Source organism: Vibrio sp. SCSIO 43135, assembly GCF_023716665.1.
Lineage (GTDB): Bacteria > Pseudomonadota > Gammaproteobacteria > Enterobacterales > Vibrionaceae > Vibrio > Vibrio paucivorans.
The window spans coordinates 2319593-2332382 of the sequence record NZ_CP071859.1; the positions used below are offsets into that span (position 1 = coordinate 2319593).

General features: G+C 44.6%; 15 protein-coding genes, 1 tRNA gene and 1 pseudogene. 6 read left to right on the top strand and 11 right to left on the bottom strand.

The window, feature by feature from the left end:
• Positions 1 to 14 precede the first annotated feature (14 nt).
• From flgH to J4N42_RS10390, 9 genes and pseudogenes are all read right to left on the bottom strand, one after another.
• Positions 15 to 795: pseudogene (gene flgH / locus J4N42_RS10350) on the bottom strand (flagellar basal body L-ring protein FlgH).
• 21 nt (positions 796 to 816) lie between these two features.
• On the bottom strand, positions 817 to 1605 hold the full coding sequence (gene flgG, locus J4N42_RS10355) for a flagellar basal-body rod protein FlgG (protein WP_252027785.1): 789 nt from the start codon (positions 1603 to 1605) through the stop codon (positions 817 to 819).
• Positions 1606 to 1626: 21 nt separating this feature from the next.
• Positions 1627 to 2376 (bottom strand): flagellar basal-body rod protein FlgF, encoded by a 750-nt coding sequence (gene flgF, locus J4N42_RS10360; protein ID WP_252027786.1) that lies wholly within the window; start codon positions 2374 to 2376, stop codon positions 1627 to 1629.
• Positions 2377 to 2579: 203 nt separating this feature from the next.
• Positions 2580 to 3884, bottom strand: coding sequence for a flagellar hook protein FlgE (flgE, locus tag J4N42_RS10365; protein WP_252027787.1), 1305 nt, complete (start codon positions 3882 to 3884; stop codon positions 2580 to 2582).
• 27 nt (positions 3885 to 3911) lie between these two features.
• Positions 3912 to 4622 (bottom strand): flagellar hook assembly protein FlgD, encoded by a 711-nt coding sequence (flgD, locus tag J4N42_RS10370; RefSeq protein ID WP_252027788.1) that lies wholly within the window; start codon positions 4620 to 4622, stop codon positions 3912 to 3914.
• A 17-nt stretch (positions 4623 to 4639) separates the two neighbouring features.
• A complete protein-coding gene (flgC, locus tag J4N42_RS10375; RefSeq protein WP_252027789.1) occupies positions 4640 to 5056 on the bottom strand; it encodes a flagellar basal body rod protein FlgC in 417 nt (138 codons plus the stop codon).
• 4 nt (positions 5057 to 5060) lie between these two features.
• Positions 5061 to 5456, bottom strand: coding sequence for a flagellar basal body rod protein FlgB (gene flgB, locus J4N42_RS10380; protein WP_252027790.1), 396 nt, complete (start codon positions 5454 to 5456; stop codon positions 5061 to 5063).
• A 241-nt stretch (positions 5457 to 5697) separates the two neighbouring features.
• The gene (locus tag J4N42_RS10385; RefSeq protein WP_252027791.1) at positions 5698 to 6525 is read right to left on the bottom strand and encodes a protein-glutamate O-methyltransferase; all 828 of its coding nucleotides are present in this window, start codon (positions 6523 to 6525) and stop codon (positions 5698 to 5700) included.
• A 10-nt stretch (positions 6526 to 6535) separates the two neighbouring features.
• Positions 6536 to 7462 carry a chemotaxis protein gene (locus J4N42_RS10390; protein ID WP_252027792.1) on the bottom strand — a complete coding sequence of 309 codons (927 nt, stop codon included), beginning with the start codon at positions 7460 to 7462 and terminating at the stop codon, positions 6536 to 6538.
• A gap of 75 nt (positions 7463 to 7537) precedes the next feature.
• Here J4N42_RS10390 and flgA point away from each other — a divergent pair, with 75 nt between their 5' ends.
• From flgA to J4N42_RS10405, 3 genes are all read left to right on the top strand, one after another.
• Positions 7538 to 8284 carry a flagellar basal body P-ring formation chaperone FlgA gene (gene flgA, locus J4N42_RS10395; protein ID WP_252027793.1) on the top strand — a complete coding sequence of 249 codons (747 nt, stop codon included), beginning with the start codon at positions 7538 to 7540 and terminating at the stop codon, positions 8282 to 8284.
• 117 nt (positions 8285 to 8401) lie between these two features.
• Positions 8402 to 8719, top strand: coding sequence for a flagellar biosynthesis anti-sigma factor FlgM (gene flgM / locus J4N42_RS10400; RefSeq protein WP_252027794.1), 318 nt, complete (start codon positions 8402 to 8404; stop codon positions 8717 to 8719).
• Positions 8720 to 8748: 29 nt separating this feature from the next.
• On the top strand, positions 8749 to 9174 hold the full coding sequence (locus J4N42_RS10405; RefSeq protein WP_252027795.1) for a flagella synthesis protein FlgN: 426 nt from the start codon (positions 8749 to 8751) through the stop codon (positions 9172 to 9174).
• Positions 9175 to 9244: 70 nt separating this feature from the next.
• Here J4N42_RS10405 and flgP read toward each other — a convergent pair whose 3' ends face one another.
• A complete protein-coding gene (gene flgP / locus J4N42_RS10410) occupies positions 9245 to 9676 on the bottom strand; it encodes a flagellar assembly lipoprotein FlgP (RefSeq protein WP_252027796.1) in 432 nt (143 codons plus the stop codon).
• A 9-nt stretch (positions 9677 to 9685) separates the two neighbouring features.
• Positions 9686 to 10321 (bottom strand): FlgO family outer membrane protein, encoded by a 636-nt coding sequence (locus tag J4N42_RS10415; protein ID WP_252027797.1) that lies wholly within the window; start codon positions 10319 to 10321, stop codon positions 9686 to 9688.
• 162 nt (positions 10322 to 10483) lie between these two features.
• On the opposite strand from J4N42_RS10415, the gene J4N42_RS10420 reads away from it, so the two are divergent.
• The 3 genes from J4N42_RS10420 to J4N42_RS10430 all read left to right on the top strand — a co-directional run bounded on the left by J4N42_RS10420 (position 10484) and on the right by J4N42_RS10430 (position 12733).
• Positions 10484 to 11617, top strand: coding sequence for a flagellar assembly protein FlgT (locus J4N42_RS10420; RefSeq protein WP_252030824.1), 1134 nt, complete (start codon positions 10484 to 10486; stop codon positions 11615 to 11617).
• 322 nt (positions 11618 to 11939) lie between these two features.
• Positions 11940 to 12016 (top strand) — tRNA-Arg (locus tag J4N42_RS10425).
• A gap of 210 nt (positions 12017 to 12226) precedes the next feature.
• Positions 12227 to 12733 carry a Fe3+-citrate ABC transporter substrate-binding protein gene (locus tag J4N42_RS10430; RefSeq protein ID WP_252027798.1) on the top strand — a complete coding sequence of 169 codons (507 nt, stop codon included), beginning with the start codon at positions 12227 to 12229 and terminating at the stop codon, positions 12731 to 12733.
• The last annotated feature ends 57 nt before the right edge of the window (positions 12734 to 12790 follow it).

Below are 12790 nucleotides of genomic sequence, written 5' to 3' on the forward strand. Positions count from 1 at the left end.
ACCTTTCTACAACGTTATAATGAGACATTAAAGAATCGTGCCAAGAATCCAGGTTCTTGCATATCTCTGTTGGTACCCGTCCCAGAATACTGGATTCGAGCATTTGAAATACGGTTCGACGCAATGCTGTTGTCAAAATCAATATCGTCCGGTCGAATCGTTCCGCTTAATCGGATGTATTCATCGCCCGTATTCAGCGTTAGCCACTTTTTCACCACGAATGACGAGGTTGCCGTTTGCTAGCACTTCAATGACTTCAACCGTAATGAAACCAGAAATACTGTTGCTTTGGTTCGCTTCAGCACTACCACTGAAGTTATTGTCATTTTGTAAATTATAGGAGAAATCGTAGTCACCGATGTTCAGTGGTTGTCCACCCACTTCAAGCGGTTCCATTGAAGAGTCATTCGCTTTCGAAAGGTCAGCATCTGCACTTTTCGCCGCTTTGGTGCTCTCATTCAGTTCAACAGTGATGATATCGCCCACACCACGTGGCTTTGAGTCATCATATAAACTATTTGCACTGGCCAAGTTAAACAGAGAGCCCGTTTCTGCCGCATAGTGCTCTGGCGCGTGTTTAGGGTGAATTGGCGCCCATGCAGGATCTCCTGCAACCGGATCATTACGTCCGCGCAGTGCATCCGTAAGTCCCGATTGATCGTCAGAAGACTTATCTCCTTCAACCGCATCAACCGTCGTCGTGCCCTGTACAACATCAGAAGTCTCTATTGGCTCTTGAAATGCTGAACAGCCAGCTAGAACCAACAATGAAAGAACAGAAATTTGGCGAATCATATCGAATTCCTCAATTCAAACTTATAGCTGTTGGTTCACAAAGCTCATCATCTTATCTACCGCTGAAATTACTTTCGAATTCATTTCGTAGACTCGTTGAGCTTCGATCATATTAACCAACTCTTCCGTGACATTAACGTTTGAAGTTTCAAGCATCGCTTGGCGGATATCACCAAACCCATCAAAACCCGGAACACCCTCCTGTGGGTCACCACTTGCCCCTGTCGGCAAGTAAAGGTTTTGGCCAATAGGCTCTAGACCACCAGGGTTGACGAAGTCTACGGTAGTAAGCTGACCAACAACTTGGTTATCTTGCTGACCAGGGAGGCGAACGGATACTTCACCGTCCGTACCCACAGTAATGCTTGTTGCATCTTGTGGAATAACGATCTCTGGTTCGACGGTATAACCTGCGCCAGATGTGACTAACGCACCTTCATCATTCACCGTGAATTGACCGTTACGCGTGTAACCAATATTGCCGTCTGGCATCAAAATTTGGAAAAAGCCATCACCTTCAATCATCATGTCCAAGCTATTGCTTGAGGTCTGAGTATTACCTTGTGTATGAACTTTTTGTGTAGCAACTACTTTAGAACCCGCACCAAGCATTAAACCGCTTGGCAGTTCGGTATTCTGAGAAGACTGGCCGCCAGGTTGATTAATATTTTGGTAAAACAAATCTTCAAAAACCGCACGGCTTTTCTTGTAACCCACTGTCGATGCGTTGGCCAAGTTGTTCGAAATCGTTGAGATATTGGTTTGCTGGGCGTCAAGTCCAGTCTTACTGACCCATAATGCTGGATGCATAGTCGTCTCCTTAAATCCTTATTAGCTCATACGAAGGAGAGAATCGGATGCTTTATCCATATCCTCTGCCGTGCTCATCATCTTGACCTGCATTTCAAATTGTCTTTGCAAATCAATTAGACTTGTCATCTCACCTACCGCGTTCACATTGCTTCCTTCAATGGCGCCAGTAAGAAGTTTGACATTGGCATCTGCTTCATATGCCACATTTGGCTCTTTCGAACGAAAAAGGCCATTGGAATCTTTGAATAAGGCTTGGTTATTGGTATTGGTAAGCTTAATACGATCAACCACTTCAATAGCATCTGCAGGAGCGCCTTGAGGTACAACCGAGATCGTACCATCAGTACCTATTTCGACTTTGCTTAGCGGGATAGGCAACGTAATTGGTGCCCCATTCTCACCAAGTACAAGGTGGCCTGCAGAATTGGTGAGTAAACCGTTTTGGTCAATCTTTAGGTTGCCGTTACGAGTGAGACCTTCTTTGCCGGTCTTATCCATTACAGAAATCCAGCCGTTACCCTTGATCGTGACATCGAGATCTCGGCCTGTCGTAATGACGCTGCCCTGTGCAAAGTTCTGCCCTGGTCGCTCAGTCATGCTAAATACGCGGCTAGGTAAACCATCACCATAAGCCTGCATTGACCTTGCTTGCGCCAAATCAGCACGGAAACCCGTGGTACTAACGTTTGCAAGGTTGTTAGCTCTAAGCTGTAAAGCCTGCATATTTTGCTTTGCGCCACTCATGGCAAGAAACAGTGCGCGATCCATAACGTGCTCCAATAACCTATATTCAGATCAATTAAAGCAATGAACGTGCCAATTTTTATCTTATTGATATATGAGAGCTTTTAGCAAAAACGGCAAGCGAATGTAGAGATAAAGAAGTGAATTGCCATAGGTGGCAACAAGAGCAAGCCAGTGATTGCCACTCGCTTGCCATTGAAGTTGTTCATCGATAGGTGAATATTCGACTATCGAATCTGAAGGATATTTTGTTGTGTTTGGTTATGAACTTCTAAAGAACGAGAGTTCGCTTGGAAGTTTCGTTGAGCGGAAATAAGATCCACCAACTCTTGCGTCATATCGATGTTAGATTGCTCTAGTACACCACTACCAATTGAACCGAACGAGCCGGTGTTAGACTCACCCCAAACCTTTTTGCCCGACAGGTTGGTAGAATCCCACTGGGTTCCCCCTTTCTTAGCCAAGCCTTGCTCATTTGCAACACGAACCATTGCAACACGTCCAAGGATAACTTCCTCACCATTTGAGTAAGTGCCGACAACGCTACCTTTTTCGTCAAAATCTACTTTGGCAAGGAAGCCAGTTGTCGCGCCATCTTCATCAAATGCCTGAAGCTCAAATGGAGCCGCAAATTGGGTTGAGTCACCGAGTTTAAAGTTCAAGGTTTGGTTAACATCCGCACCACCCAAATCAATTGGGTTAGCTCCCGAACCCAGAGGTTCAGTAGTAATAGGATTACCATTATTGAGGCTAGCAAGCGTACCATCATTGTTGAACCTAAAAGTATGACCGATATGGCCGGTAGGAGACGTTGCGTCACCTCCAGTAATGTTGACTGGCTTTTCACCGTCACCATCCGTCACTGTGTAGTAACTTTGCCAAGTGTTTGGCTGGGTCGCATCTTTCAAGTAATACGTAGTCAACTTGTACGATTGTCCCATTGAGTCGTAGACCGTTGAAGACGTTGAACGGTTGTAAGTTTCAGGATCGTTAATATCAAACAATGCTGGGTCTTTTAGCTCTGCATCGGCTGGCAAGTTAATGCCGATTTTCACGTTCTCTGTTTCTTTTGGTTTACCGTATTCTTTCGGAATCTGGATAGGAGAAGGCTCATAAGACAAGGCCTGTCCAGTTTCTTTATTGACTTGGTAACCTAGAAGATATTCCTCGTTCGCATTCACCATGTAGTTATTTTTGTTCAGGTGGAACGCACCGTTACGCGTCATTTCGTTAGTCGTAGGAGACAAACGATCTTTCGCAACAGCAAAGAAACCATTACCTGAAATACGAAGATCCATCGGGTTGTTGGTATAAACACTCGAACCTTCGTGAAACTGCTGGGCTACTTGAGAGGCTTGCACACCTTGCCCTGGAGTTGTTTTCGCATGAGTGAATAACGAGTTAGAGTACACATCACCGAACTCTGCACGCGACTCTTTAAAGCCGTACGTGTTTGCGTTAGCAATGTTGTTACTCGTTGTATTCATATCTAATTGAGCAGCCGATAAGCCGCTAAGTGCAACATATGACATTCTATATCTCCTATCTAGCTAGTGTGGCTATGCTTTGCCAACTTCTAGTACTTCAGCAAGTCGAACTGGCGATTCAAAACCAGCTAGATTGAGTAGTACATTACCATCGCCCTTACCTAGCAATACACTATTGACGTTTGCGTATGTTGAAACATCAAATTCTGTAGATTGCCCGTCGAGTATGCCCGAGGCTTTAACATTGTATTTGCCAGCCGGCAATGGATTTCCTTCTTGGTCTTTACCATCCCAAGTGACTCGGCTATCGCCCGCAGGCTGTGCACCGACATCAAATGTTCTGATAAGCTGGCCCATTTGGTCTTCAATACGAACCATCACGTTATCAACGTTTTTCGGCAGCTTGACCATTGCAGACATCTCACCGTCATCTTTCTTGCTACCCGCTGCTCCAGGAACTAGAACATCGCGGCCAACAAGTGATGAGGCTTGCAGCGCTTGGTTTGAGGTCATAGAAGAGTTCAGCGTATCAAACTGAGTGTTCATCTTGCCAATACCATCTACCGTTGCAAACGACGCCATCTGAGCGATCATTTGATCATTACTGACCGGCTTGAACGGATCCTGCTGGGACAATTGCTTAGTGAGCAACGAGAGAAAGTCTTCTTGTTTAAGAGCTTGCTTACCCGTTACTTCATCAGGCTTATTTTTGTCCTGTAGTTGTTTAAGCTGGTCGATATAGGACAAGCCACTCTGACCAACATTATTAATGTCTCCGGCCATCTGTTACCCCCTTATCCCTATTGACCCATCTGCAGCGTACGCAGCAGCATTTGTTTACTTGCATCCGCTACTTGCACGTTCGTTTGGTAAGAACGTGAAGCAGAGATCATATTCGCCATTTCTTCCATCACATTAACGTTTGGCTTATAAATGTAGCCTTCGTCATTCGCAAGTGGATGATCAGGGTTGTACTCAGCATCCAGTGGTTTATCACTTTCAACGATACCTAACACTTTCACTGGCACGTTATGATCACGGTTATAACGTGCTTTACTTAACTCCGCGCCAAATACAGCGTGGCGAGCTTTGTAGGTTTCTTCAGCAGAGCTAGAAACACTATCCGCATTTGCCAGGTTGCTTGAGGTCGTGTTTAGACGAACAGATTCAGCGCTCATTGCAGAACCAGTCACATTGAATACATTAAATAAGCTCATCTAATTATTCCCCTTTAATCGCTTTCGTTAAGTTCTTGAATTTACTTCCTAAGAAGTCAAGTGATGCCTGATGTCTGATTTGGTTCTGCATAAACAAGTTACGCTCTAGATCCACATCAACAGTATTGCCATCACCCGTGTCAGGTTGAGTAGGAACACGATAAAGCTGCTCCCCTGTCACTGTCGTTGAGGCAGAGATATGCCGACCATCGGTGCGGCTAAGACCAATGCTTGCCTCCGACGTTGCCGCCTGCAAGGCTCTCTTAAAGTCCATCCCTTTTGCCTTAAAGCCCGGTGTGTTTGCTTGAGCAATGTTGGTAGAAATCACCTCAGCATTGCGCTCACGTACACCAACCGTGTGTTGGTGGATACCTAAAGCATTGTCAAAAGAAATAGCCATACTTGCCTCAACTCAAAGAACTGACCGTTATTAATCTAGATAAAAGCAATTTGTGTACCAACTTTTATCGCAAATATCCAAATAACCGCTATCACACTACAAAAAGCAAATAACAGACCAACCTAGACCTATCTTTGGAAATGTACGTGAAGAGATATTCGAATGTCTCACCCTATATATAGCGCAGGAGCGCATAAAGAAAAAGCCCGGCAAGTTGCCGGGCTTTGAAATTCAAGAAACACTATTTGAGCTTATAGATGATCCCAGGATTACATCGAACCATATCAAAGCGGTCCGTTAGGCCTGTTAGTGATTCCGATGCCCCTAGTAACAAGTATCCGCCAGGGTTCAAGCTATTCGCTATTTGGTTCAAAACTTGAGACTTCATGTCTGGTGAAAAGTAGATCAGTACATTACGGCAGAAAACGATGTCGAACTTGCCGAGCAGAGCATAGCTTTCCATCAAGTTTTGCGGGCGAAAGTTCACCAAACGCTTAACGTTGTCTTTGACCTTCATACGTCCGTCACCCGCATCTTCGAAAAACGTTCTGCGGCGTTCAGGAGAGAGTCCGCGACCTAATGCAAGGTTGTCGTAAACACCAGCGCGACACATATCAAGCATGCTTGCCGAAATATCGGTAGCGGTGATTGATACATTAGGCAACATTCCCGGCTTACGCTGCTGAGTTTCTAAAACTGTCATTGCCATTGAGTAGGGTTCTTGACCCGATGAGCTTGCCGCCGACCAAATTTTAATAGGCCTTTTATTTGCGGCAATTTCTGGTAACAATTTTTCCGACAGCACCTGGAACGGGTACGTATCGCGAAACCATAACGTCTCATTCGTCGTCATGGCATCCACAGCGGCAACTCGAAGTTCACGATTCCGCCCCGTTACAACATCTCTTAATAAGTCAGATAATGATCCAACTTTGAATTTGGTGACCAAGGGGCTAAGACGACTTCTCACTAGGTACTGTTTACTGTCGCCCAGAACAATACCACACTGAGATTCTAAAAAGCGGCTGAAATCACGATACTCTTGATCGCTTATAGTTATCGCTGTCATTAATGTCTCTTTATTCTGTTAATGCTGTTTTAACCGCATTACCAAGTTCATCAGGGTTAAATTTCGCGATAAAAGAGTTCGCACCTACCCTTTCAACCATGGCTTGGTTAAAGACCCCACTAAGTGAAGAGTGTAGAATTACATACAAATCTTTAAGATCAGCATGGCGGCGTATCTCCGCTGTTAAAGTATAGCCATCCATTTCAGGCATTTCGATATCAGATATCACGAGAGAGATCTGATCATAGATACTACCTTCTGCAGACATTTCTACAAGCTTCTCATAGGCTTCTTTGCCATCTTTTACCGAAACAACTTCAAATCCGATTGAAGTAATTGCTCGCTCAACCTGCTTACGCGCAACAGTAGAGTCATCCGCAATAAGAATTCGGCGCACAATTTGCTTCTCTTCTTCTGCTTGTGCAATTTCTTCGCCGATGGAGGAATCCATCGTCTCGTCAACAGGGGCGATCTCGGCTAGAATCTTTTCCACATCGAGAATTTCAACCAGCTCGTTGTCGATATTGGTTACGGCCGTTAGGTAGTTTGCCTTACCAGCGCCGTCCGGTGGAGGAAGGATCGCCTCCCAGTGCATGTTGATGATACGCTCTACAGAGCTCACCAAAAATGCTTGGATAGTACGGTTAAACTCAGCGATTACGACGAAACACTTGTCTATATCGGTAGTTGCACGGCCGCCAATGGCCAAACTAAGATCAATAACAGAAACGGTATGGCCACGAATATGAGCAACCCCACGAACAAGGGGGTGTAAGTTTGGCATTGAAGTAAGCTTCGGGCACTGTAGGACCTCTTTTACTTTAAATACGTTGATCCCGTAACGCTGACGACCCATAAGTCGAAATGTTAACAGTTCTAATCGGTTTTGACCTACAAGTTGTGTACGCTGATTCACCGAATCAAGAATACCGGTCATAAGCTCATCTCCATCTCAAACTTTTGTTATAAAAGTGATAGTCTACTACAGGCTATGTTAAACCAGAGAAACAAAATGGTGTATTCTAAAACACATTGGTATTTTGTTACCATAACTAAGTGTAGAGCTATATATAAAAATTTTAATCACTCTATCGGCTTTTTGTTGGTTTTCTTTAGCTTCTATGCGCAATCTGCGACGATTGAACAAATTGAAGCCATTCAGCAAGCCGCTGAGAACTATATAATTAATAACGTTGAGGCCCCAACTGGGGGTAAACTCGACGCCACCGCAGCCAATATCGACACTCGCGTCTTCGCAACCGACTGTCCATCTCCCCTCGAAACATCATCGTCTTCTCTCAACGGGTCTGCGAGCAATATAACTGTGTTAGTAGAATGTTACGACGATAACTGGAAACTTTATGTTCCTGTACGTTTAACACTTTCTGGCCCTCAAGTTACAGTTGCCAGCCCACTGAGTCGGGGGCAAATCATCACAAATAATGATGTAACTATCAGTATGGTAGACCTGCATCGATCACGTCGGCAAGGCTTTTCCTCACTTAATGCCGTTGTTGGCGCTAAAGTGAAGAGGAACTTAAACGTCGGAAATGTTGTCGAAACAAGGGATATATGTGTCGTTTGTCGTAATGAAACGGTAGTAATTAGAGCAGTAAAACAGGGAATGGTCATCACAACCAAGGGTACCGCCCTCACAGATGGTGCAGCAGGCGAGCAGATAAGAGTGAAAAATACGAAATCCAACCGTATAATAGAAGGTATAGTAACAGGAATTGCAGAAGTCACGGTTCACTTCTGACCAATGAATGACTTATGCGACTGCCCAGTCAAATATTATGGGTAGAAATTATTAAAGTAATTTCTGTAGCAGTCGATAGTGACTGTACAGGTTCCCAAATCAAAGAAAGGCTAATTTATGGCAGGTATAGATAACATACGCTCTGGACACACGATGACATCGTCGACTCGTAACTCCACGCGTACAGAATCTAATGCATCTTCTGGTACTCAATCGTCGTCACAGTCTGGGGCCACAGACAAAGATGCAGTTTCTCTTAGTCAACAGGGAAAGGACATTGGGGCGATGCATAATCAAATGAGCACACAACCAAGCTTCGATAGCGCAAAAGTTGCAGCTATCAAAGAAGCGATCGCAAATGGTTCTTATACGGTAGATCCAGAGAAGCTTGCTGATAATATGATCAAGTTCGAAGATGAACTTGGCGGCCTATAGGCATACTTGTAGATAGGAGCGATTGAGTTATGGCAGCATTATTAAGCTTGGTCGAATTTCAACTCAAAAACGCCCATGATCTATCTACATTACTCGAGCAAGAAAAACACGCAATTGCCGCTCGTGTGGCAAAAGACATCGAGTCACTAGCAAAAGCTAAAGTCACGTTAATCTCTCAGTTAAAACAAACTGACGATCGAATAGCCTCTCATCCAGATGTTTCTAGCCTTTCAGAAGATGAGCAACTTAAATCGATGGTCAGCCAAGTACGTTCAATCATTCACGACTGCCAACAAGCTAATTTAGTGAACGGGGATGCTTTAGAGCGAGCACAGCTCAGCTTCAACAAGCTTAACAACCTAATGCAGCAGAGCCATGGTAAAGTTGGCATGACGTATAATGCAGGTGGACAGACTCATACACTTTCTACACTCGGTACCAATATAAAAGCATAAATGAATGACATTAAAAAAGCGGCAACTGATGTTGCCGCTTTTTTATTCTGGAGAGAGCTGATAATTGAACTTAAAATAGAGTCTGCTGGCGTTTATCTGGAACCTGTTGTACTTCTCCGTATTCACGAAGCTTTTCCATTTTTTGGATATCGAGCCTTAGTTCTGTCACATAGCTATCGCCAACTTTGTAGCTGCGTACCACTTCTGCACCTCGAATCACGCCATCAACGGCACCGGAAGTCCTTTCCGTTCCTAAGCGCTGATTTTTCAAGTCAGCTCGGCCGCTTACTCGCATACCATAGACTTGCTCTGCAAGCTCGCGATACGCATCGATCTTCGAGGCACGCATAGCACGGACTTGCTGCTCTTCTTCATTCTTTCCTACTTGCTCACTGATACTCGCGTACCCTACGGCTGTCAGCCAATCATCAGGACGCATGTTACTCAATGGTTGGCAACCTACCATGATTAACGCGGCAAGCATTACTATCCACTTACTCATTTCTTGCTCCTATGGACGTAAAATCACAGTATATGGTTGTGTCATGGTTGGATCTGAGCGAATTAGCACTCCATCCTGTGTCCGAATCGTATTCAGAGTATCTAAATCACGCCCAATACGATCAGCTGGCAAGAACCCTTGCGCTGTAGCGACAACCACTCGTGACTGCATACCAACCACACGTGCATTGACTAGCACGCCCCCTTCTTGGCGCAGCATCGTGCCAGTAAGGATGTATTGAATTTCTTGCTCTTGGGCGAGCTCTTTCCAATCACGGCTGAGTGCAAAATCACCTTGCTGGGTGACCTGAATATTGCCTGTGGTTTTGAAGTCCACAACTTTGAAACCACGACGTTGGAACTGGTGAATAAACCCTTCTGATACCGAGTTTCCTAACCAGTTGGTCGCATCCATACTTTGCAAATCAACAAACGATGTGACTGCAATCGGTGTTCTTGCTGACACGCTCGTATTTGAGATCATCAGATCTTCTGTCAGACTCTCAACAAAAAAGTCGAGAGTATGGCGCGGGCTTTCCATCAGCATAAATTGAGAACCCGAGTACGGCTCTTTACCGTTATATATTGGGGCGTAGGCACATGCAGTTAGGAATACTGCTGGCACTAACGTTAACCATTTTTTCATTCTCTTGATCTCCAGATATAATAAGGCATTCGAATGTTCAAAGCTTTGACGCTATAAAGTGGAACATTCCTTGCTTTTCTAACTCTGCTATTAAGAAGAAAGGCAATGCCTAAATCAGCTAGAAAATGAAAAGCAATATTTATACCTAATTGGCCGCAGATGATGAAAAAAAATATACTCTCCATATTTTCAGTACTTTATATCCTAGTGTTTAGCACGCTCGCTAAAGCAGAATGGTATGAAGTGACAGGAACTGCCACTATCGTATCCTCAGAAGAAGTGGCACGCCTGCACGCGCTAGAGGATGCTATCTATAAGGCGGTCAGTTTTTCTGGTGGTGACATTGGCAGTATTAGTAACTTAAGAGACTTTTTGGAAACAGACAAAAAAGAGTACCAGTTCACTAATCACGAAGTTCGCTACATCCTAGTTGAATCGGAAAGAAGCAAAGATGGTGTAATGACCGTAAGGGCAAGGCTAGATATTTATCCGTCGGCAAGCGGTTGCCACGTGAGCCAATACAAGAAGACCTTCTTAGTGGGTAATATCGATGTTGCCTCACCTCAACAGGCCGTTATGGGTCAAATTTATAACATTGGTGATGACTTCGCTCATGTAATCAATCGTCAAATTGATCAAGAGTCGGCCAGTTTTGTCTCAGTGGGCACCACCGACTACGAAATCAGTAAACGTTACCCTGAACGACTAAAAATGATCGCTCAAGACACTGGAGCGCAATACATTATTGGCGGTGTAATCACCGATCTAACAGCAACCATTGATAAGAAGCTACTGAGAGACGACGTAGTGAACCGACAGTTTGCCCTCGAAATGAAAGTGTTTGATGGGAAAACAGGCCATGAGGTGTATAACACCAATTACCGCGAAGTCGCTCGTTGGCCATTTGCTAAAACCAGCCAGATAGACACTAAGAGTGCTCGTTTCTGGGCCTCCACCTACGGAGACATGATGTTGCGTGTCAGCCGAAATATCATGTTGGACTTAGAGTCTGAGATTTCCTGTAAGATCACCCTGCCAGAAGTGGTGGCTAAAACCGGCCAAACAGTAACCATCGATCTTGGTCGGTTACATGGAGTACGTGAGGGTGACCAACTACAGCTTTGGCACACAGGCGCTTTTATCGACCAAAAAGGTCTACCTCGTAATAAGGTTACCCAGAGTGACATTACCCTAACCGTCACTCGAGTATACGAGAATGAGGCTGAGCTCAAAGTCGATCAAGCCAACCTAGCAGGCGCTATTCAAATTGGCGATGTAATGCACAAACAGCTTTAGCTGACTAGGGTCTGTTGCTCTTTCATGCTTAAGTTTTGTTCGAGATAAAATCGTTTTAGGTGAGGCGAAGACTGTGTAGCCTAGTCATTCTAAGCAAATAGTCTTCAACAAAGCATAAAACGATTTTAACCGAACCCCTCGGGCAGCATTTGTGGTTCATTTCTACTGCGTTATCGGCTTCTCATGTAGGCCAGCTACACATCCAAGCCTCTGCCTTGTATCAATTTCCCACAAAATGCTGCAAAACTCAGCTCGAAAGAACAACAGACCCTAAGAACTGCTTAACATATTCAATTTATTGAGTAAAATTATGGTTCTCTAAGCTCCCGTGGCACAGCTGGATAGCGCAGCCCCCTCCTAAGGGGCAGGTCATAGGTTCGAATCCTATCGGGAGCGCCACTTTTTAATATGGACCCAATCGGGTCCATTTCTATGTTTCTTGGATCCTTGTTCCAAAGTCACCCAAACACTGGCTTCCATTCACCTCTGCCGTACCGCAAGTTAACTTTTCTCTGATTTTGACCGCTGGGTTAGTCGATAGACTGCTACTTCTCGTTTCATGCTAAATCTACTAAAATGTCTATTAACAATATTATCGATAGCTATAAGATGAAAAAGAGTAATCTGACGACTAACACAGGGCACCGCTTTATTTCAAAAGCCAAAACGGCATTTAAGATCCATATTCATACTCCAGATGATACGGTCCTTCATCGCTCTGTCGGTTACATTCGTTTAGGTGAAAAGAAAGGACTAAAGAAGGCGATTAAACTAAGAAACGAGTTAGGTAGCCAAATGTGGGGGAAATTTTGGAGGCGGCTACTCAAAGACCCTTATTTGATGACTCGCTTGCCCCACTCTTTAGAACCAAAGATCATCTTCAAGCCTCGCCCCACCCTCGATAACCCAGATGGCAAAGACGAGTGCTATATCGCCGCGTGGAGAAACTACGATGACAACGGTAAATTAATTTATCGCAGCGTTGTATGTTCCATTAACAAGCATGGCAGGCTAGGAGCCTATTCCAAAACGAAGAAAGCGTTGCTTGAAGCAAATAAAGAGAACCTTGAGATCCTCGAGTTTATGGGACGTCTCAACAGCATCGACCTGAAATAGCCTCTTTAGGGGCCACTTTTCCCAAGTAGGCAGACATAAAAAACGCAGCCAGAATGG